Origin of the sequence: Pseudomonas sp. BN505, assembly GCF_029873175.1 — a bacterium.
Lineage (GTDB): Bacteria > Pseudomonadota > Gammaproteobacteria > Pseudomonadales > Pseudomonadaceae > Aquipseudomonas > Aquipseudomonas putida.
This window is the reverse complement of the sequence record NZ_SSOI01000032.1, coordinates 127,523-147,435: the sequence shown is the minus strand read 5'-3', so window position 1 is coordinate 147,435 and position 19,913 is coordinate 127,523. Positions and strand designations below refer to the sequence as shown.

Annotated in this window: 19 protein-coding genes; 10 read left to right on the top strand and 9 right to left on the bottom strand. The window is 59.1% G+C overall.

All coding sequences use genetic code 11. The features are described 5' to 3' along the window. The first annotated feature begins 1 nt into the window (after nucleotide 1). Nucleotides 2-682 (top strand): bifunctional 4-hydroxy-2-oxoglutarate aldolase/2-dehydro-3-deoxy-phosphogluconate aldolase, encoded by a 681-nt coding sequence (locus tag E8E78_RS09745; RefSeq protein WP_049275724.1) that lies wholly within the window; start codon nucleotides 2-4, stop codon nucleotides 680-682. Nucleotides 683-842: 160 nt separating this feature from the next. Then, entirely contained in the window at nucleotides 843-1,580 is a 738-nt protein-coding gene (locus tag E8E78_RS09740) for a monalysin family beta-barrel pore-forming toxin (RefSeq protein ID WP_016501274.1), read from the top strand. 210 nt (nucleotides 1,581-1,790) lie between these two features. Here the strand turns inward: E8E78_RS09740 and leuA are convergent, their stop codons facing one another. The 4 genes from leuA to E8E78_RS09720 all read right to left on the bottom strand — a co-directional run bounded on the left by leuA (nucleotide 1,791) and on the right by E8E78_RS09720 (nucleotide 7,173). Next, the gene (gene leuA, locus E8E78_RS09735) at nucleotides 1,791-3,464 is read right to left on the bottom strand and encodes a 2-isopropylmalate synthase (protein WP_016501273.1); all 1,674 of its coding nucleotides are present in this window, start codon (nucleotides 3,462-3,464) and stop codon (nucleotides 1,791-1,793) included. A 414-nt stretch (nucleotides 3,465-3,878) separates the two neighbouring features. Then, the gene (locus tag E8E78_RS09730) at nucleotides 3,879-4,706 is read right to left on the bottom strand and encodes a M23 family metallopeptidase (protein WP_016501272.1); all 828 of its coding nucleotides are present in this window, start codon (nucleotides 4,704-4,706) and stop codon (nucleotides 3,879-3,881) included. A gap of 3 nt (nucleotides 4,707-4,709) precedes the next feature. Beyond that, entirely contained in the window at nucleotides 4,710-6,089 is a 1,380-nt protein-coding gene (gene xseA, locus E8E78_RS09725) for an exodeoxyribonuclease VII large subunit (protein WP_280312126.1), read from the bottom strand. A gap of 205 nt (nucleotides 6,090-6,294) precedes the next feature. Continuing rightward, complete coding sequence (locus E8E78_RS09720; protein ID WP_084967199.1) at nucleotides 6,295-7,173, bottom strand: LysR substrate-binding domain-containing protein; 879 nt, start codon at nucleotides 7,171-7,173, stop codon at nucleotides 6,295-6,297. A gap of 97 nt (nucleotides 7,174-7,270) precedes the next feature. Between E8E78_RS09720 and E8E78_RS09715 the strand changes: the two genes are divergently transcribed. The 8 genes from E8E78_RS09715 (at nucleotide 7,271) to E8E78_RS09680 (ending at nucleotide 15,603) form a co-directional block, all read left to right on the top strand. Next, nucleotides 7,271-8,026 (top strand): sulfite exporter TauE/SafE family protein, encoded by a 756-nt coding sequence (locus E8E78_RS09715; protein WP_049274854.1) that lies wholly within the window; start codon nucleotides 7,271-7,273, stop codon nucleotides 8,024-8,026. Nucleotides 8,027-8,073: 47 nt separating this feature from the next. Beyond that, complete coding sequence (locus tag E8E78_RS09710; RefSeq protein WP_049274856.1) at nucleotides 8,074-8,631, top strand: hypothetical protein; 558 nt, start codon at nucleotides 8,074-8,076, stop codon at nucleotides 8,629-8,631. Nucleotides 8,632-8,717: 86 nt separating this feature from the next. Further along, nucleotides 8,718-10,187 carry an IMP dehydrogenase gene (gene guaB, locus E8E78_RS09705; RefSeq protein WP_016501267.1) on the top strand — a complete coding sequence of 490 codons (1,470 nt, stop codon included), beginning with the start codon at nucleotides 8,718-8,720 and terminating at the stop codon, nucleotides 10,185-10,187. Between the two features lie 78 nt (nucleotides 10,188-10,265). Further along, nucleotides 10,266-11,843, top strand: coding sequence for a glutamine-hydrolyzing GMP synthase (guaA, locus tag E8E78_RS09700; RefSeq protein ID WP_016501266.1), 1,578 nt, complete (start codon nucleotides 10,266-10,268; stop codon nucleotides 11,841-11,843). A gap of 307 nt (nucleotides 11,844-12,150) precedes the next feature. Continuing rightward, on the top strand, nucleotides 12,151-13,359 hold the full coding sequence (locus tag E8E78_RS09695) for a site-specific integrase (protein WP_274412270.1): 1,209 nt from the start codon (nucleotides 12,151-12,153) through the stop codon (nucleotides 13,357-13,359). Between the two features lie 305 nt (nucleotides 13,360-13,664). Next, nucleotides 13,665-13,895, top strand: coding sequence for an AlpA family phage regulatory protein (locus E8E78_RS09690; protein WP_073663419.1), 231 nt, complete (start codon nucleotides 13,665-13,667; stop codon nucleotides 13,893-13,895). 3 nt (nucleotides 13,896-13,898) lie between these two features. Beyond that, nucleotides 13,899-14,777 (top strand): helicase RepA family protein, encoded by an 879-nt coding sequence (locus E8E78_RS09685; RefSeq protein WP_280312122.1) that lies wholly within the window; start codon nucleotides 13,899-13,901, stop codon nucleotides 14,775-14,777. A 232-nt stretch (nucleotides 14,778-15,009) separates the two neighbouring features. After that, on the top strand, nucleotides 15,010-15,603 hold the full coding sequence (locus E8E78_RS09680; RefSeq protein WP_228382111.1) for a hypothetical protein: 594 nt from the start codon (nucleotides 15,010-15,012) through the stop codon (nucleotides 15,601-15,603). Nucleotides 15,604-16,006: 403 nt separating this feature from the next. Here the strand turns inward: E8E78_RS09680 and E8E78_RS09675 are convergent, their stop codons facing one another. The 5 genes from E8E78_RS09675 to E8E78_RS09660 all read right to left on the bottom strand — a co-directional run bounded on the left by E8E78_RS09675 (nucleotide 16,007) and on the right by E8E78_RS09660 (nucleotide 19,614). Further along, the gene (locus tag E8E78_RS09675; protein WP_196731135.1) at nucleotides 16,007-16,327 is read right to left on the bottom strand and encodes a hypothetical protein; all 321 of its coding nucleotides are present in this window, start codon (nucleotides 16,325-16,327) and stop codon (nucleotides 16,007-16,009) included. After that, complete coding sequence (gene trbL / locus E8E78_RS09670) at nucleotides 16,324-17,931, bottom strand: P-type conjugative transfer protein TrbL (protein ID WP_280312120.1); 1,608 nt, start codon at nucleotides 17,929-17,931, stop codon at nucleotides 16,324-16,326. The genes E8E78_RS09675 and trbL overlap by 4 nt, the downstream gene beginning before the upstream one ends. 192 nt (nucleotides 17,932-18,123) lie before the next feature. Beyond that, complete coding sequence (gene trbJ, locus E8E78_RS09665; protein ID WP_280312118.1) at nucleotides 18,124-18,912, bottom strand: P-type conjugative transfer protein TrbJ; 789 nt, start codon at nucleotides 18,910-18,912, stop codon at nucleotides 18,124-18,126. A 265-nt stretch (nucleotides 18,913-19,177) separates the two neighbouring features. Beyond that, nucleotides 19,178-19,402 (bottom strand): hypothetical protein, encoded by a 225-nt coding sequence (locus E8E78_RS29085; protein WP_073663421.1) that lies wholly within the window; start codon nucleotides 19,400-19,402, stop codon nucleotides 19,178-19,180. 2 nt (nucleotides 19,403-19,404) lie between these two features. Beyond that, entirely contained in the window at nucleotides 19,405-19,614 is a 210-nt protein-coding gene (locus E8E78_RS09660; RefSeq protein ID WP_073663422.1) for a TraC family protein, read from the bottom strand. Nucleotides 19,615-19,913: the final 299 nt, after the last annotated feature.

The following is a 19,913-nucleotide window of genomic DNA, read 5'->3' as shown; positions in this document are numbered from 1 at the left end:
CATGACCACCCTCGAACGCCCACAGCCAAAGCTCTCGATGGCCGACAAGGCCGCCCGGATCGATGCCATCTGCGAAAAGGCGCGCATCCTGCCGGTCATTACCATCGCCCGTGAGGAAGACATCCTGCCGCTGGCCGATGCCCTGGCCGCCGGCGGTATCCGTACCCTGGAAGTGACCCTGCGTTCCCAGCATGGGCTCAAGGCCATCCAGGTGCTGCGTGAGCAGCGCCCGGAGTTGTGCGTTGGCGCAGGCACCGTACTGGATCGCAGCATGTTCGCCGCCGTCGAGGCTGCCGGCGCGCAGTTCGTCGTCACCCCGGGCATTACCCAGGACATTCTCGAAGCGGGCGTGGACAGCGAAATCCCGCTGCTGCCAGGCATCAGTACGCCCTCTGAAATCATGATGGGCTATGCCCTGGGCTACCGCAGGTTCAAGTTGTTCCCGGCGGAAATCAGCGGCGGCGTGGCGGCGATCAAGGCCTTTGGCGGCCCGTTCGGCGATATTCGCTTTTGCCCAACCGGCGGCGTTAACCCGGCCAATGTACGTAACTACATGGCATTGCCCAACGTGATGTGCGTGGGCGGAACCTGGATGCTCGACAGCAGCTGGATCAAGAACGGCGACTGGGCGCGGATCGAAGCGTGCAGCGCGGAGGCGATGGCACTGTTGGACGCCAACTGAATCAGTTGTGTGCTTTACGGCTTGTGGGGCGCTTGGTCGGCGCCCCGTTCCGTGCGTGGGTAAGGCGAGCATAAGCCAGGAACTGCTTCAGGGTTCGCTGCAAAGTCTGTTGCTCCTAGAGTTGGCGATGTCCGCAAAACGCCAATGTCAGGAGTGTGCAGTGAGTATCATCGATAGTAAAAGTATTCAGCAGATCGGCTTTATGCCAGAGAAGCACGGTAGCTATGAAATTGATAACTATCTGTTAGGCGAAACCGGGAAAGTGCTTAATCCCGGTTGCTGGGTAAGAGGCCGGACCATCTATGGAGACATGTGGATCTGGAATCAGAACTGGGGTACCTACAGCGTACCGGTGTTTGCCTACCTTGAGCATGCGCAGACGGTTCGTATACCGAGCGCCACCAAATACACTCACGCCGTTGAGGTCACGGAAGGGTACAGCTCGTCTGTTACCCAAACCACAGAGGCCGAGATCTCCGTAGGCAGTGGGTTCGTGATGCTGGGCGCAGGAGGGGTGAAGCTTTCCAACAGTTATACCGAAGGCGTTCATGGATCGAACAAGCGTACGGAGTCATACGAGATTCAAGGGCCTGGGGTATACAACTTTTATCAAGTCCACATGGTGTTTGCGCACAAGGCGACATCTGCCGGCCATTTGAATGACTTGTTCCAGTACTCCAAAGTGGCCAAGGATGGAAGCGGGCGGGAAGATTTATGCTTCCTCACCTCTATAGCCACTGACACCGTCGTGACGGTTCCCACCGATTCTTCGATATCACCGCTAGGTTGGCACGAGATCCAGAGGGCTGTGCTCATGGAAAATTACGAGGCTTCGGATAATAGCGGCCGCTGGCTGTTCCATTCGAGCGCATACTATAAGCCCGGTGCGCGCTACTGAGTGTCGCCCGCTATCGAGACCAGTCCGAGTCGTTCCCATAGCTTCTTCGCCAGCGCCTGATTCTTATGTGGTGCCCGTGAGTTCACCCTCTCCAGGTGTCCCGCTTGAGCACCACAGCCAATCGGGCTGCAATCATGCGCAACACGCCATGGCTGGCCCACCAATAAAAAACCCGCATCACAAGATGCGGGTTTTTTTGTGCAGTGCGACTCAGGCTGCTTGTGCTTCCTGCTGGCTCAGCGAGCGGTTCAGCGCGCTGAACAGGGCCTTGAAGCTGGCCGTGGTGATGTTCTCATCGATACCCACGCCATGTACCGGGCGGCCACCGGCCACGCGCAGTTCGATGTAGGCAGCTGCCTTGGCGTTGGTGCCAGCGCCAATCGCATGCTCGTTGTAGTCCATGATCTCCACGGCAATCGGCAGGCCGGCCACCAGTGCTTCCAGGGCGCCGTTGCCCTTGCCGCGCCAGTGCAGGGTGGTTTCGCCTTCACCGGCAACCTCCACTTCCACGGCGCTGTGGCCGTTTTCTTCCTGCAGGCGATGGCTGACCAGTGCGTATGGCGCGTTGGCCTGGAGGTATTCCTTGTGCAGCAGGCTGTAGATCTGCTGGGCGGTCATTTCCAGGCCCAGGCGGTCGGTTTCACCCTGTACCACCTGGCTGAATTCGATCTGCATGCGACGCGGCAGGCTGATGCCATATTCCTGCTCGAGCAGGTAGGTGATACCGCCTTTGCCCGACTGGCTGTTGACGCGGATTACCGCTTCGTAGCTGCGGCCGATGTCGGCCGGGTCGATCGGCAGGTATGGCACTTCCCACAGTTCGCCTTCCTGCTGCTTGGCGAAGCCCTTGCGGATGGCGTCCTGGTGCGAGCCGGAGAACGCGGTGTGGACCAGGTCGCCCACGTACGGGTGGCGTGGGTGCACCGGCAGCTGGTTGCACTCTTCGACCACTTTGCGCACGCCGTCGATGTCGGAGAAGTCCAGCAACGGATCGATGCCTTGGGTGTAGAGGTTCAGTGCCAGGGTCACCAGGTCGACGTTACCGGTGCGCTCACCGTTGCCGAACAGGCAGCCTTCGGCACGGTCGGCGCCGGCCATCAGGCCCAGCTCGGTGGCGGCGATGCCGGTGCCACGGTCGTTGTGGCAGTGCAGGCTGATGATCACGCTGTCGCGGCGGCTGACATTGCGGCAGAACCATTCGATCTGGTCGGCGTAGATGTTCGGCGTGGACACTTCCACGGTGGCCGGCAGGTTGAGGATGATCTTGTGCTCAGGCGTCGGGTTCCATACCTCGATGACCGCGTCGCAGACTTCCTTGGCGAAGTCCATCTCGGTGGCACTGAAGGTTTCGGGCGAGTACTGGAAGGTCCACTGGGTTTCCGGCTGCTGGGCAGCGTACTTGACGAACAGCTTGGCCGCGTTCACCGCGATGTCCTTCACGCCTTGCTTGTCCTGGTTGAAGACAATGCGGCGGAACGACGGGCTGGTGGCGTTGTACAGGTGGACGATGGCCTTCTTCGCGCCGCGCAGGGATTCGAAGGTGCGTGCGATCAGGTCTTCACGGGCCTGGGTCAACACCTGGATGGTGGTGTCGTCCGGAATGTGGCCGTCCTCGATCAGGGTGCGCACGAAGTCGAAATCGGTCTGCGAGGCAGACGGGAACGACGCTTCGATTTCCTTCACGCCCACCTGCACAAGGGTCTTCCAGAAGCGCAGTTTCTTCTCCGAATCCATTGGCTCGATCAGCGACTGGTTGCCATCACGCAGGTCGGAGCTGCACCAGATCGGCGCGGCGGTGATGGTCTTCGACGGCCAGGTACGGTCGGGCAGGTCGATGGTCGGGAAAGCGCGGTACTTCTTCGAAGGGTCTTTGAGCATGGACATGGAAGCAATCCTTTTGTGTGCGGCCGAGATCGGGCCTGCCGAGCAATAACGAGATGAAGAGGCGAGGCGACGCGATTCAGCCTGGTAGTCGGGCGCTGACCAGGCAGAGGCTGCGATGTTGTCGGAGCAGGATGAGGGTGCTGAAGGTTTTCATGCCTTCAACCCTAACCACAGAGGTGAGGGATGGCAAGTGTCCACGAAAAATTGAGAGGAATGCTTAAAAAAAGCGATTGGGCGAGATTTTATGGCTGTAATTTGCTGAGTGTTTCTTGATTTTTGCGCGGTATTTTTCGATGGCGCAACCCAGTGGTATGGGTGCTGACAGTGCTGGCCTCTTCGCGGGTAAACCCGCTTCCACAGGTACGGCGCAGTGTCTGTGGGAGCGGGCATGCCCGCGAAGCAGGCGCCGCAGCTTCAGGGTTGGAACGCACCAATGAAAATCGCCGGGTCCACCCGCGCATCATTCAGGCTGACGTTCCAGTGCATGTGCGGCCCGGTCGCCCGCCCGGTCGACCCCACGCGCCCGACCACCTCGCCACGGCGCAGTGATTGCCCCACCTGCACATCGATCTTCGACATATGGCAGAACATGCTGATAAAGCCCTGCCCATGGTCAACGAACACCGTGCGGCCATTGAAGAAGTAATCCCCCACCAGGATCACCTTGCCATTGGCCGGGGTCTTGATCGGCGTGCCCGCAGGTACCGCGAAGTCCAGCCCTGCATGCGGGTTGCGCTCTTCACCGTTGAAGAAGCGGCGCACGCCGAACTTGCTCGACAGTGGCCCATTGACCGGTTTGTCGAGGATCAGGTTGCTCGGCAGGGCGGGGCTGAAGCTGCGGTAGGCCTTGATCTGCTCGGCCAGCTCGCGGTCGATGCGCTTGAGGTCGGCCGGGTTCGGGTTCACCTGGCGCGTGTTCTTCAGGGTGATGCGCTGCTCGGGGTACTTCTTGCTCCCGACGCTGAAGGGCAGGGTGCGGCCGTCCTGGTTCAGCACGGCAGTGCCCGGCTTTTGGGTCAGGGGGATGCCGACGATTGCCAGCCAGTTGTCCTGCTCCTTCACCACCAGCACCGGCTTGCCGTCGAAACGGGCGCTGGGCGCGCTGGTGGCGGGGCCCAGGTCAACCACCGCCACGCCACCCGGCACCGGCTTGTTCAGTGTGCGGGTGATATAGCTGGCCTGGGCACCGCTAGCCAGCAGCAGGAGGGAGAGGGCGAGTAGGGGCGCGAGCAGGCGGGGCATGTGTCAGTCCAGTAGTGAAAGAGTGACCGGGGTCAGGTGGTTGTCTTCGACCCGCACCTGCAGTTCGCCTTCGTTCAGGCGGGCGGTGAGGCGCTGGCCGTTGCGGGTCTGTTCGGCACTGCGAATGGCCTGGCCCTGGTCGTCCAGCAGGATGCTGTAGCCGCGGGCGAGGGTGGCCAGCGGGCTGACCACTTGCAGGGTTTGCAGCTGGGCCTGGAAGCGTTGGCGACGGTCTTTCAACACATCCCGCATTGCCCGGGGCAGGCGCTCGGCCAGGCTGTCGAGGCGCTGGCTCAGCAGTTTCAGGTTGCGCCCCGGGTGCTGCGCGGCCAGGCGGGTGTCTATGCGTGCCAGGCGCTCGCGGCGCTGGTTGAGGCTGAGCATGAAGGCGCGGCGCAGGCGCATGTCCAGATCGTCCAGGCGCTGGGCTTGCTGACGCAGGCGCTCGCCCGGGTGACGCAGGCGCCGGGTCAGTGACTCCAGGCGCAGGCGGTCATGGGTCAGACGGTTCTGCATGCGCAGCAACAGGCGCCGTTGCAGGCCGTCCAGCCGTTGCTGCAAGCCACTGTTGTCGGGGGCCAGCAACTCGGCCGCGGCAGACGGCGTGGGGGCGCGTACGTCGGCGACGAAGTCGCTGATCGACACGTCGGTTTCATGGCCCACGGCGCTGACAATAGGGGTGACGCAAGCGGCCACGGCTCGCGCCACGGCTTCTTCGTTGAAGCACCACAGGTCTTCCAGCGAACCACCACCCCGGGCCAGGATCAGCGCATCGAAACCAAGGCTGTCGGCCAGGCGAATGGCGCGCACGATCTGCGCGATGGCTTCGCGCCCCTGAACCGCCGTAGGGATCAGGTTCAGTTCCACCTGTGGGGCACGGCGGCCAAACACGCTGATGATGTCGCGGATCACAGCGCCGGTAGGCGAGCTGATGATGCCGATCCGTTGAGGATGGGCCGGTAACGTTTTTTTGCGTTCGGTGCTGAACAGCCCCTCGGCACTGAGCTTTTCCTTCAGCGCCTCGAAGGCAAGGCGCAATGCGCCGTCCCCGGCTGGCTCGACGGTGTCGAGAATCAGCTGGTAGTCGCCACGCCCTTCGAACAGCGAAACCTTGCCGCGTACCCGCACCGCCAGGCCGTCGCGCAGGGCCTGGCGCACCCGCGTTGCGTTTTGCCGGAACAGCGCGCAACGCACCTGGGCGCCGCTGTCCTTGAGGGTGAAGTACATGTGGCCGGATGCCGGGCGGGCAAGGTTGGAGATTTCGCCTTCCACCCAGACGCTGCGGAACACGTCTTCCAGCAGCACGCGGGCGCGGCCGTTGAGTTGGCTGACGGTAAGGACCTCACGGTCCAGGCCGAGTCGTTCGAAGGGGTCTTTGATCATGGCAGGCATCATAAAGGACATCGGCCCCGGTTGTCTGTCTTGCCCCTACTGCCAGCCTTGACCTAACCCTTGTGGGAGCGGCCTTGCGCCGCGAAAGGGCTGCGAAGCGGCCCCAGGTTTTCAGCTTCGCCGCATGAAGTGCCGGGGCCGCGTTGCGGCCCTTTCGCGACGCAAGGCCGCTTCCACAAGACCGCAACTGGTGCCTTCAGCCCTGCATCGTCGCCACGAACTGCCGCACCATCTGCCCCGCATCACGGCGACAGGCCAGTGCTACTGTGCTCTGGCAATCACCTTCCAGCGCTACGAAGCTGACTGAAGCCGGCGCAATCTCGTGCATGCACTGCGGCAACAGCGCTACCCCGAACCCCGCCTGAATAAGCTGCAACTGCGTGGTCTTGCGCGACAGCACCTGCGCGGCTTGCGGGAAAAAGCCCGCCTCCATGCACAGCGAAGCCGACAGGTAACTCAGCCCGCCACGATCCCGATGCGGGATGGAAATAAATCGTTCGTCCCTCAACTGCTCCAGCTTCACCCGTGGCGCGCTGGCCAAGGGGTGCCCGGCAGCAACCGCCAGCAACAAGGGTTCGCTGAACAGTTCGTGCAGCGCCAGTCCTTCGTGCTGACGCAGTACTGGCAAGCGCAGCAGGCCGATGTCCAGCCGCCCGGCAGCAATATCCTCCAGCTGTGCCTCCGAAGACTGCTGGGCGATCTCCAGCGAAACCCCCGGGTTTTCTTTCAGGTAGTTGCCCAGGCGAGCCAGCAGCGTGCCGGTCAGCGGCACGGTACTGGAATGGTTCAGGCGCAGGCTGCCTTGCAGCCCCTGGCCAATGTCGCGGGTTACGCGCTCGGCCTGTGCCAGGTCGGCCAGCAAGCGCCGCGACCGTTCCAGAAAGGCCTGGCCGGCCAGTGTCAGGCGTGGCAGGCGTGCCGTGCGTTCGAACAGCGGCGTGCCCAGTTGCTGCTCCAGCTCCTTTATCTGCCTGCTAAGCGCCGACTGGGCGATGTACAGCCGTTCGGCGGCAGCGCTGAAACTGCCGCACTCGGCGATTTCCACGAAGTAACGCAACTGGCGGATCGACGTCATGTCATGCCTTTTCGAGATGGCTTTGGCGATAAAGGCATATTAGTCGGCATGGCTCATCGCTGGCTAACCTTGGCCTGTCTTCCCAGGAATTGCTGCCATGCTTGCCCAACTGTCTTTTTCCGGCCTTGACTGGTTACCCATCCTGCTGGGTGTTGGTGTTGCCTACATCGTCTTTGGTATTGCCGGTTTCGGTACCGCGCTGGTGGCCGGGCCGGTACTGATCCATTTCATGCCGTTGTCACGCATCATCCCGCTGCTGGTGCTACTGGACTTTGTTGCCGCGTTCGGCAACCTGCTGCCGTCGCGCCGGGATGTGGTGCGCAGCGAGTTGTTACGGCTGTTGCCGTTCATGGCCCTGGGCTGCACATTGGGCGTGGTGTTCCTGCTGCAACTGAAGTCCGACATTTTGCTGCTGTTGATGGGGGTGTTCGTGACCGCCTATGCGTTGTACGGGCTGGCAGTGAAAGTGCGGCCGGCCAGCCTGTCGGGGTTGTGGGCGGTGCCGATGGGTACGGCAGGCGGGTTGTTCGGGGCGCTGTTCGGTAGCGGCGGGTTTCTGTATGCCCTTTACCTGAGCGCACGGCTGGAAGTGAAAGAACAGGTACGCGCCACCCAGAGCGCGCTGATCAGTTGCAGCACGGTCGTACGCCTGACGCTGTTCCTGGTTGCCGGTGTGTATGCCGACCAAAGCCTGCTGCTGCTCGCCGCCTGCTTGCTGCCAGTCATGTTCGTCGGCCTCTGGGTGGGGCGCCGGCTGACCAACCGGCTGTCCCGTGAAGCCTTTGTTCGCCTGGTCACCTGGCTGGTGCTGGCCAGCGGCCTGGCGTTGATCGGTCGCTACCTGAGCGCCTGAGCGGTAGAATTGCGTCATTACCGGCGTTTTTCAGGCTTGCCCCGTTCATGAACACCCAGAGCATCATCGTTCCCAAGCTGTCCACCGTACCGGTGCATGAAGCCCGCGCCCGCGCCATCCTGCGCTGGCTGGTGCGCGAGAAGGTCGTCGAAGAACAGCTGACTACCTGTGGCCGCACCGGCAACCGTATGGGCCATGCCCTGGCCGCAGGGGCGCGCAAGGTGGCCCTCCACCCGGACAAGCTGCCCTTCGACCAGCAGGTCAACGGCATGGAGGTGGTGCTCAAGCGCTGCATCTACACCCCCACCGATGGCTTTCTCGAAGAAGCCGGTTGCCCGGAGTGCCGGCGCGAGGTGGGCGAGCCGCTGTTCGAAAGCCTGGAAGAGTGGACGCCGGCGGTAACCGACAACTTCACCTGCCCGCTGTGCGGCTTTGAAGATGACATCAATGGCTTCATTTACCTGCAGCCATGTGCCTTTTCCAACCTGGGGTTCATCTTCAACAACTGGGGCGAGGCCGGGTTTACCCAGGCCTTTCTCGACAGCTTTGCCGACTGGCTCGACCAGCCGGTAGCCGTGGTGCAGGTAAAAGTGCCACAAGGCTGACCGAAGGCCCTTATTTTGCATTGAGCGGCGCGCCCTGCATGAGTATAATGGCGCGCTTCCATTTTTCCCGCCCGGGAGCCCCCGCGATGCTGCGTATCAGCCAAGAAGCCCTGACCTTCGACGATATCCTCCTTGTACCTGGCTACTCTGAGGTACTGCCTAATGAAGTCAGTCTCAAGACCCGTTTGACCCGTGGCATCGAGCTGAACATTCCGCTGGTTTCCGCCGCCATGGATACCGTGACCGAAGCGCGTCTGGCCATTGCCATGGCCCAGGAAGGCGGCATCGGCATCATCCACAAGAACATGACCATCGAACAGCAGGCCGGCGAAGTACGCAAGGTCAAGAAGTTCGAGGCTGGCGTGGTCAAGGACCCGATCACCATCGAAGCCGACGCCACCGTGCGTGACCTGTTCGACCTGACCCGCCTGAACAACATCTCCGGTGTTCCGGTGCTGGCGAACGGCGACCTGGTCGGTATCGTCACCTCCCGTGACGTGCGCTTTGAAACCCGCCTGGACGCCAAGGTCCGCGACGTGATGACCCCCAAAGAGCGTCTGGTCACGGTCCGCGAAGGCGCCGACAAGAACGAAGTCCGCGAGCTGCTGCACAAGCACCGTCTGGAAAAAGTCCTGATCGTCGACGACAAGTTCAGTCTCAAGGGCATGATGACCGTCAAGGACATCGAAAAAGCCAAGGCCTACCCGCTGGCCAGCAAGGACGACCAGGGTCGTCTGCGCGTCGGCGCTGCGGTCGGCACCGGCAAGGACACCGGCGAGCGCGTTGCCGCCCTGGTTGCCGCTGGCGTTGACGTGGTGGTTGTCGACACTGCCCACGGTCACTCCAAAGGCGTGATCGACCGCGTTCGCTGGGTTAAAGAAACCTACCCGCAAGTGCAGGTGATCGGCGGCAACATCGCCACCGGCGCCGCAGCCAAGGCTTTGGCCGAAGCTGGCGCTGACGCCGTCAAGGTCGGTATCGGCCCAGGCTCGATCTGCACCACCCGTATCGTTGCCGGTGTCGGCGTGCCGCAAATCAGCGCCATCGCCAACGTCGCCGCTGCACTGGAAGGCACTGGCGTGCCACTGATCGCCGACGGCGGTATCCGCTTCTCCGGTGACCTGTCCAAGGCCATCGTTGCCGGTGCGTCCTGCGTGATGATGGGTTCGATGTTCGCCGGTACCGAAGAGGCCCCGGGTGAAGTCGAACTGTTCCAGGGCCGTTCCTACAAGGCCTACCGCGGCATGGGCTCGCTGGGTGCCATGGCACAGGCGCAAGGTTCGTCCGACCGTTACTTCCAGGACTCCTCGGCCGGCGCCGAGAAGCTTGTTCCCGAGGGGATCGAAGGCCGCGTGCCTTACAAGGGCGCCCTGGCCGCGATCATCCACCAGCTGATGGGCGGCCTGCGTTCGTCCATGGGCTACACCGGCAGCGCAACCATCGAAGAGATGCGCACCAAGCCGGAATTTGTACGCATCACCGGTGCCGGCATGGCCGAGTCCCACGTGCATGATGTGCAAATCACCAAAGAAGCCCCTAACTACCGCGTAGGCTGAGGCTTCCAGCAATATAAGGATGCGGGGCTGTCACGACAGCCCCGCGTCGTTTCCGATTTCCACTGACGAGATTGAGTCATGGCCCTCGACATTCACGCTCACCGCATCCTGATCCTCGATTTCGGTTCCCAGTACACCCAGCTGATTGCCCGCCGCGTGCGCGAAATCGGCGTGTACTGCGAACTGCACCCGTTCGACATGGACGATGAAGCGATCCGCGAATTCAACCCGCGCGGCATCATCCTCGCTGGCGGCCCCGAGTCGGTCCACGAAGCCAACAGCCCGCGTGCCCCGCAGGCCGTGTTCGACCTGAACGTACCGGTGCTGGGCATCTGCTACGGCATGCAGACCATGGCCGAACAGATGGGCGGCAAGGTCGAAGGTTCCGAGCTGCGTGAGTTCGGTTATGCCCGCGTTGACGTGGTCGGCAAGAGCCGCCTGCTCGACGGCATCGAAGACCACGTTGACGCCGACGGCGTGCTGGGCCTGGATGTGTGGATGAGCCACGGTGACAAGGTCACCCAGATGCCGGGCAACTTCCATGTACTGGCCAGCACCCCGAGCTGCCCGATCGCCGGCATGTTCGACGATACTCGCGGCTACTATGGCGTGCAGTTCCACCCTGAAGTGACCCACACCAAGCAGGGCGGTCGCATCCTGTCCCGTTTCGTGCAGGACATCTGCGGCTGTGAGGCCCTGTGGACCGCCTCCAACATCGTTGAAGACGCCATCGCCCAGGTGCGTGCGCAAGTCGGTTCGGCTAACGTCCTGCTGGGCCTGTCTGGCGGCGTAGACAGCTCGGTGGTTGCCGCACTGCTGCACCGCGCCATCGGCGACCAGCTGACCTGCGTCTTCGTCGACAACGGCCTGCTGCGCCTGCATGAAGGCGACCAGGTGATGGCCATGTTCAAAGAGAACATGGGCGTCAAGGTGATCCGCGCCGACGCTGAAAAGCAGTTCCTCGACAACCTGGAAGGCGAAGCCGACCCGGAGAAGAAGCGCAAGATCATCGGCCGCACCTTCATCGACATCTTCGACGCCGAAGCCAGCAAGCTGGATAACATCCAGTTCCTCGCCCAGGGCACCATCTACCCGGACGTGATCGAGTCGGCTGGCGCCAAGAGCGGCAAGGCCCACGTGATCAAGTCGCACCACAACGTGGGTGGCCTGCCGGAGGAAATGAACCTCAAGCTGGTCGAGCCGCTGCGTGAACTGTTCAAGGACGAAGTGCGCAAGATCGGTCTGGAACTGGGCCTGCCGTACGACATGGTCTACCGCCACCCGTTCCCAGGCCCGGGCCTGGGCGTGCGCATCCTGGGTGAAGTGAAGAAGGAATACGCCGACATCCTGCGTCGCGCCGACCACATCTTCATCGAAGAACTGCGCAAGGCCGACTGGTACCACAAGACCAGCCAGGCGTTCGTGGTGTTCCAGCCGGTCAAGTCGGTTGGCGTCGTTGGCGACGGCCGTCGCTACGCTTGGGTTGTCGCGCTGCGTGCCGTCGAGACCGTGGACTTCATGACCGCGCGTTGGGCACACCTGCCATACGAGCTGCTGGAAACCGTCAGCGGCCGTATCATCAACGAAATCGAAGGCATCTCGCGCGTTACCTACGACGTGTCGAGCAAGCCGCCGGCCACTATCGAGTGGGAATGATCCCGCGTCCGGTATATACCGGCACGATCTAGCAAAAAATGCCCTGGAGCCCGCGTAATTGCGGGCTTTCGGCTTTTTGGGTCTGGCAAGTTTAGGCAGCGTTTTGCATCGCCAAGCATGGTTTTTTTATGGCATGGTACAGGGTACCAACTGCATCCGATGCCATGCATGACGCTTGATACCATGTCCCTTGTTTCAGGATTGGCATGGTATCGGGATAGCCAAGAGGCCCGGTTTTACTGGGGTTAAGCCCCATTCTCCCGCGCTTTTCAGAGCATGGTATTTTTTCATGGAATAAATGGAAGCCATGCTTACTGATACCAAGCTTCGAAACCTCAAGCCGCAAGATAAGCTCTACAAGGTGATTGACCGCGATGGCTTGTACGTGGCGGTCACACCGGCCGGCTCAATCTCCTTCCGCTACAACTACTCCATCAATGGCCGGCAGGAGACCATCACCTTCGGTCGTTATGGCTTGGGTGGGATCACCCTGGCAGAGGCACGTGAGCGGCTAGGGGAGGCGAAGAAGATGATCGCCGCAGGTAAGTCCCCCGCTAAGGAAAAGGCGCGTGCGAAGGCTCGTACCAAGGGCGCAGAGACCTTTGATGATTGGGCTGAAAAATGGCTGCGCGGCTATCAGATGGCGGACTCGACACGAGATATGCGCCGGTCAGTCTATGAGCGCGAATTGAAGCCGAAGTTTGGCAATCAGAAGCTCGCTGAAATCACTCATGAGGATCTGCGGGCGCTGACTGATGCGATAGTGGAGCGGGGAGCGCCTGCAACTGCTGTCCACTCCCGTGAGATCGTGCTACAGGTCTATCGCTGGGCCATTGAGCGTGGCCAGAAGGTTGAAAACCCAGCGGACCTAGTGAGGTCTGCCAGCATCGCCAAATTTGAGCCACGTGATCGGGCGCTGACGCCTGATGAAATTGCGCTGATGTACCAGTACATGGATCGGATCGGAACAGCGACGTCGGTTCGTGCCGCAGCCAAACTCCTGCTGCTGACGATGGTGCGCAAAAGCGAGCTGACCAATGCGACGTGGAGTGAAATCAATTTCAGCGAGGCGCTATGGACGATCCCCAAAGAGCGGATGAAGCGCCGAAACCCTCATTTGGTGTTTCTGTCCCGGCAGGCATTGGATTTCTTCATTGCGTTGAAAACTTTGGCCGGAGGTTCTGATTACATCCTGCCGTCACGCTACGACTCCGATTTGCCAATGAGTGCCGCCACGATCAACCAGGTACTGACACTCACCTATCGCCTTGCCCAAAAGGAGGGGGTGCCGCTAGGTAAATTCGGCCCCCACGACCTGCGCCGCACGGCTAGCACGCTGTTGCATGAGGCGGGCTACAACTCCGACTGGATCGAGAAGTGCCTCGCGCACGAACAGAAAGGTGTGCGAGCCGTTTACAACAAGGCCGAGTATCGGGATCAGCGCCGTGCGATGTTGCAGGATTGGGCGGACATGATTGACGAGTGGACGCTTAGGAAACCTCGTGTAGCGGATTGATTCTGAGCCTTACTGGCCAAACAGAGCACGCGACTTCGCATGTGTTTGTGGCGACATACCCACTTCGGTGGGTTTTTTTTCGTCCCGAAATAGGCGTTTTAGGGACACTTTTTTTCTATCGAATTTCCTTAATAAAACTGCAGATAAAACAAGGCATTGCGTGACTGTCCCTGTCCCGAAACTAGACCTTTGCCGGACGGTTAAGCTATTGATTTATAAAGGAAAAACGAGAAGATATGCTGGAAATTACCGGAAATGTGGGGCAATAATCGAACCTCGTGTGATGACGGAACGAGGTAATCGGTGTGGAAAAAGAATCGAGAAAAGAGAGCAAAGTATTGATCAGCAAGAAACAGTTGCTGGCAATGATTCCGCTATGCGAGCGCACGATCTACAACTTTGAAAAGCAGGGAAAATTCCCTCGCCGGATTGCGCTCAGTAGCCGCAAGGTCGTGTGGGATCTGTGCGAGGTCGAAGAATGGATTGATGCATGCAAGGGCAGTGGCCCGGCTCCGCGGCCAGGAATGGGAGCCTGAATTGTGGCGATTGACTTACGGGAAGCGTTCGAGAATGAGCCTCCCACTCTAGACTTCATTTGGCCGGGATTCCTCGCTGGTACAGTAGGAGCTTTGGTAGCTCCCGGAGCTACAGGCAAAAGCTTTTGGGCTTTGGAAGCTGCCATGGCCATCGCATGCAGCGTTGCCGGCGGGGATCTTGTAGGGCTCGCCCCAGCATGTGCTGGCCGCGTCGTCTACTTCGCAGGAGAAGACCCAGAAGCCGCACTCGTGCGCCGGATTCATGCCATCGGTCGGCACCTGAATCCGCAGGCACGTGAATGCATCGCGAGGAACCTTACCCTTGAGCCAATAATGGGTAAGCGGCTGAACGTAATGGATGATCGGCATCTTGCCCGGGTCAACGAGTTTTGCGACGGTGCCCGGTTGATCGTACTGGACACACTCAGCCGGATTCACGACCGTGACGAGAATAGCAACGGTGACATGTCGCGGCTTGTCGCGACGCTTGAGCACGTTGCTGCCAACACCGGAGCATCGGTGTTGTACCTTCATCATGTCAGCAAGGGTAGCGCCCGCGAGGGGCAAACCGATCAGCAGCAGGCAGCGCGTGGTGCATCAGCTCTAATCGACAATGCCCGTTGGTGCGGCTTCGTGGCCAAGATGACCGAGGACGAAGCAAAGCGGCTGAGTGACCGTACCTATGAGCGACAGCCTATTGGCAACGACAGGCGCAGTTTTTTTGTCCGTTTTGGTGTAAGCAAGCAGAACTACGATGCCACCCCGCTCGACCAGTGGTACCAACGCCAGGAAGGAGGCGTTCTTGTGCCGGTTGAACTGGCGGAAGTGAGGAAGGGGAGCCCGCTGCAATTCGCAAACGGAAGTGATGATGAGCGGTGGTAACTCCGTGGTCCCCACCAGTACTATCGCACAGGCTAGAGTGATGCTTTATCAGCCTAGCCAGCGCCCGCGTCTGCGCGAAGGTGATTGGGCTGAGACATCATTTGGGCGCTGCCGTGTAGCAGGTCGACTGGGGCAGAGACACGCGGACGTATTGGAAGCGGTCCTGTACTGCGCAGAACGTCGGCGGCCTGTCTCCGATGGTGGCGTAGAACTTCTGGTAGATCCCGCGCAAGTGAGAAAGACACTTTCCGATAGCCGCTACAGCTTCTCACAGCTCGAAAAGCTGCTGGCCGAGCTTCGGGCTGCAACGATCACAATTGAAACGACGCAATTTGATTTTCCCATCATCGGCGGGTTGATTGATCACGTTATCCCTTCCCCCATGACACGTCCCGATCCTCTGACCGGAGGAGAGCGGAACCTATGGCGGGTGCGGCTCGGAATTGCGTTGATGATGCTCCTTGAACATGATCTGAGCCTGTATTACGACCCGGCCCCAATAGCTCGCCTCCAGCACGGCATCAGTCAAGCGATAGCTCGGCACCTTTTAAGCCACAAAGTAGTACCAGCGGGCGGTTGGTATCTAGACACCGTTATCGTGGCGGTTGCCGGACAAGCCTCAAGTCAAGACATGCGCAATGCGCGAAAGAGGCTTAGGGAGGATGCTGAAGATCTACGACGAATTGGGCTTGTGCTCAATGGTGATCGCATTACAAAGGCGGTGCTCGCAACTCCTGAAGCGTTTCACACTCGCCCGATGGCGTGTCACATCCGCCCGGAAGCGTTTCACACCCGCCCGGTGCGTGCCACACCCGCCCGGAGTTGACAGGATATTCAGGATATTCAGTCCTGCGCGGCACAGCCCGCGCTTAGGCGCGGTCAGGCCTTGCACAGTCGGCCTACGGCCGTTTTAGCACCAAAAGGAAGGGGCGATTATCCGTCGAGGCGCCACAGGAGTGCCTAGACGCTTACGTGATGATCAGTGTTGCTGATCGGCTAGAAGTTGATCAGACCGCGGCGTATGGCCAAGCAGCAATGTTTGGTCAATGGGGGCTGAGACAAGTCCGTGCGTATTACTAATCTTGCAGCCTCGGGGTAGGTGTACGAAGCCCGTGCGTATTACTAACGGCGAAGCTCCCGTGATGAAATTTCACGAGTAAGTTGCGCGCCGTCTGGAAGGCAAGCCCCGCCCTGGGGCGGGGGGCGGGGGGCGTGGGACTGGTCATCGGTCACAGTTTTTCGCGGTTCTCATGTTTCGCCGCTTCCTTCGCAGCTTGGATGGCCGCTAATACTTGCTGGTTCAGGCAGGCGCTACTCTTGCTTCCCAGCATTGGTAAACGATTGATGATCTGTGCCCCGGCAAACATACGATGGGAAGCCGATAAAGCGAGCGGGCTTACCCGAAGCTGCAAGGCTGTGTATTGGCGATCCAGCTTATCTAGCTGCGGCCCATAGCCTTTGCTGCGCAGCCACCGACCGAGTGCCCACATGCCTATGGCTAAAGTTGAGGCGAGTACTATGAATCCAGCAAACATAAGGACTTCTCTCATGGTTGGTTTTCCGATTGGTTGTTCGAGGTCATGCCGGGCAACTGGAGCGTTGCGAGGCGGTCGGGGGTATGGCTGGTGTCGGAGGCGGGACGGATGACATTAGATTCCTCTTGTGTGGATTTAGCAGCTAACTCCACTTCATTAGTCGGACTCACCGAACCGCTATCCTCTGGAAGAGGTGCTGGAGATCCTGAGCCAGGATGCAAGGCATGCGCGTTCTCCATACCCGGCACTGACATTGATGCCATTACCCCGAGCATTTTTGCTGCACCACTAGCCGCTTGCGAAAACGTGTTATTGGAGCCGGTGGCTCCACCTTTTGGTGTCGTAGGCTGTTCCTTGTCATCATTTCCCTGCGCTGACTTTCCGGCATGTTTGACGGCCTGCTGTACGCTGCTGCTAGGTTGAGAGAGCGATGGTGATGGGGACGTATTGGCGGTGCCGCCGCCGACCCGCGAACCGGCGGTGCTAGCCCCTTTGGCGGCAGCGCTGCCGCCTGTACTGGTGCCAACGCTCGCGGATGAGGCCATGCCCCCTGCGGAAGACGCCACTTCCCCGGCCGAGCTGGCGCCGGCAAAGCTGGAGTTGATTGCACTGGCCAGACTGCCACTTGCCCCGGCCACACCTGTCCCCGCCCCGGCTGCACCGAGCGTGCCGGCCGCCGCTGGAGCCGCTGCACCGGCTGTTGCGATCGTGGCCATCGCCGCAGCTGCACCAGCAGCACCGGCCACTGCCATCCCGCCTATGGCCGAGCCGCCGCCCATTGAGGTGCCGCTAATCATGCCGCCGATTACGTCAGGAATAGTTTTAGTGAGGTAACAGCAAACCAAGGCCAAACCGACCATCGTCATCAATGACGCTTCGTCATTGGTGTAAGCGGCCAACCACTGTTTTGCCGACTGTACGATCAGGCCGACAATCAGAGTGAGTACAAATAGCTTGGCACCAATCGCAACGGTGAAGCGCATAGGTGCAATCGCAAAATCTCGCGTCCATTGCGAACCGCCGAAGCCGAGGAAGAGCACCGAAGCATTGATGATGACGTAAGACTCCACGAGCGTCACAAACATGAATGCAGCGATGAAGGCGAAACATGCCAGTACAAGGATCGCGCACACGGCGATCAGAAGTCCCTTGGCCGGAGAGAACACCGAAATGCCCTTTACCATAGTCCGGCCAAAATCCAGCGCAACTGCCAGCATATCGCCGGGTTCTAATGCACGCCCGAGACCGCTCGCTGATGCCGCCGCATCTCGGAAGCTGTCGACAATGGCAGTCGACCATTCCACCGAGTACTTCATGACTGCGAGGAAAAAACCGATTACCAGTACAAAGCGCAGCAGCTGGCCGACAATCTCGCCGAAATCAGCTTGCTTCATAACTAGGGGCATGAAAGTCCAGATGAACTGGATCGAGGCCAGCAGCCAGAACAGTCTGATCGCATAGTCATACAGCTTTCCTGACCACTGGTGCGACTGTTGCAAAACGAGGTCGAGTAGGCCCTGGACGGATGTATCTGCCTGGGCAAGGTCAGTCGAGGCCATAGCATCCGCACTAACGAACACGCTCGCCAAGGCGAGTAACAATAATAGGCGACGATCCATAGCTAGTACCCTTTAACGCCGCCGCGAGTGTTCGGGCGCGCATCAAACGAGGCATCAGCGTCATGCTGTTGCCGTTGTTGCTCGATCATCGCAGTACATGCGCTGTCGTTATGAACGACTACGGTGAAAATGGCACCAGCCATTGCGGACCCAGCGCACATTAATACGATGAGCCATCTTGAAATAGTCATTTCAGTATCCCTTCACGCCGCCGCGTGTACTTTTGCGCGCTTCAAACTGCTGTTCGGCAGCTTCGCTAGCTGCCTTCCGGTCCCCTTCCTGAGCCAGGTAGTTGCCCTCCATGTTGATTTGCGTGGCAACGAGATCGCGCAGCTTTTGCAGTTGCTGCACGTTCTGCGATGCGATTTCGTTGCCCGCCTGAATCGCCTGCATCCTTCCAGCGGCATTTTGTGAACGAGCCATCATGCGTTCGAGCTGGGCATCTTCCGATTCAAAAGTACTGGTGTTTATATTTGTTGCACCCAAAGCGCTTCTAACGTTGTCGCGACCTTGTTCAGACCACCTTTCATAACGATCCCACGTCTGCACCTCTCCAGAGATAGCCGCTTGAGCTAGATAGTCTTCGAAACCGGGATAGGCTACGTTAAACTGCGCGTCCATGTTCTGAATTTGACGGCCGAGTGCTTGTGAACGCTGATAGATGTTCACTACGCTTTTCAGGTCCGCGGCGATGCTACCAAACATGGAATTGGGTAAGCCCGAGCCATGAGTGAGCATATTTTGGTACTGCTGGATTTGGGTTTGGAGTTGCTCAGCAGTGTTCAAAGCTGTGTTTACCTGTTCGGCGTACTCGAACATTTGCTGGTAAAGCGTTGAGCAGTTAGAGCAGTAGATGGCATAAGCCGGGCTTGTTGCTGTGTAGAGACTCGAACCAATGCATAAGCTCGCTACGATAAGCCTCACGCTTCGCCTAAGATCTCTGGCGGTGTACGCCGATAATTTCCCCGGTTCTGGTTTCATCTTGAATTCCTCGTTTTGCCATAATCCGACGCTCAATTATTCACCTATATGGTCAGCTTATGAATATGCGGATAAGTTTCTATCCGCATACAAATCAATGGATTGAGTCCTAAAAGTGTCCCGAAATCAAAACGGTTTTCGGGCGGAGAAGGTTGACTTTATTGAGGATTTCAGTCGTGCGGGTCGATCATATGGCCGTCTGACTTAGTGTGAAATTTAAGAAAAAAAACCCACCGAAGTGGGCTTTTTGATGATAACCAAGCCGTCAGTGGAGTGCGCAGTAGGGGTTTGGTGTGCGATACATGCCACGCTCTGCTTCAGGAATACGCAGTGTTTCGAGCTGCCATTCCTCAACTAGAAAAGCCAGCTCGGCCGCAATACGTTGAGCTGTCAAAACCTTCTCTCTAGGTCGCCTACTGGGCCGGCCTAGACAAGCTTGCAGCTCGTTGAGTTGACTAGCCAGTTCGTTGATTCGATGAGCTGTCTTCATGGTCAATTTCCCTTGCTTATCTTTTCGACGATTCTATCAAATTCCTCTCGGACTTTATCATCCGTGAGTTCAAGGTTAACCAATCCTGATTTTATTGCAATTCTTCCGATTCTTTCCGCAGCCTCATTGTCGAGTTTTGCAAGGCGAGCCTTAGCTGTTTCAAGTTCGGAAAGCGCATCGCTTCTGCGTTCTGAAAGCGTCTTTCTTGCCAATTGGATTCTCCTTTGGTGCCGGTCTAATGCTCTGATTTTGACGTGGCACATAAAATTTTAGCGGCGTCTGGAATTTAGGATCATATGGGATTTTCCTTTCGCGGGGCAATGCGTGCGGTATGGGCTCCTCAGATAATAAACTCAAGGCAATTGAAGGCAACCGAAAGCACTTGAAAGCAATTTAAGGAAATTTAAGGCCGCTCTGGAGGAGCTTAACGCAGTTCAAGGCAACTTTAGGATAATCAGATAAATTAAAGGAAATTGTTTAGGAGGGTTGCGTGGCTAAATGGGAAGTAGCC

Coding starts and splice junctions, on each gene's coding strand:
- E8E78_RS09715 (WP_049274854.1), top strand. CDS start 7,271: ATGCTTGCCCAACTGTCTTTTTCCGGCCTTGACTGGTTACCCATCCTG.
- trbL (WP_280312120.1), bottom strand. CDS start 17,931: ATGGATCGTCGCCTATTATTGTTACTCGCCTTGGCGAGCGTGTTCGTT.
- E8E78_RS09730 (WP_016501272.1), bottom strand. CDS start 4,706: ATGCCCCGCCTGCTCGCGCCCCTACTCGCCCTCTCCCTCCTGCTGCTG.
- E8E78_RS09720 (WP_084967199.1), bottom strand. CDS start 7,173: ATGACGTCGATCCGCCAGTTGCGTTACTTCGTGGAAATCGCCGAGTGC.
- E8E78_RS09745 (WP_049275724.1), top strand. CDS start 2: ATGACCACCCTCGAACGCCCACAGCCAAAGCTCTCGATGGCCGACAAG.
- guaB (WP_016501267.1), top strand. CDS start 8,718: ATGCTGCGTATCAGCCAAGAAGCCCTGACCTTCGACGATATCCTCCTT.
- leuA (WP_016501273.1), bottom strand. CDS start 3,464: ATGTCCATGCTCAAAGACCCTTCGAAGAAGTACCGCGCTTTCCCGACC.
- E8E78_RS09695 (WP_274412270.1), top strand. CDS start 12,151: ATGCTTACTGATACCAAGCTTCGAAACCTCAAGCCGCAAGATAAGCTC.
- trbJ (WP_280312118.1), bottom strand. CDS start 18,912: ATGAAACCAGAACCGGGGAAATTATCGGCGTACACCGCCAGAGATCTT.
- guaA (WP_016501266.1), top strand. CDS start 10,266: ATGGCCCTCGACATTCACGCTCACCGCATCCTGATCCTCGATTTCGGT.
- E8E78_RS29085 (WP_073663421.1), bottom strand. CDS start 19,402: ATGAAGACAGCTCATCGAATCAACGAACTGGCTAGTCAACTCAACGAG.
- E8E78_RS09710 (WP_049274856.1), top strand. CDS start 8,074: ATGAACACCCAGAGCATCATCGTTCCCAAGCTGTCCACCGTACCGGTG.
- E8E78_RS09675 (WP_196731135.1), bottom strand. CDS start 16,327: ATGAGAGAAGTCCTTATGTTTGCTGGATTCATAGTACTCGCCTCAACT.
- xseA (WP_280312126.1), bottom strand. CDS start 6,089: ATGATCAAAGACCCCTTCGAACGACTCGGCCTGGACCGTGAGGTCCTT.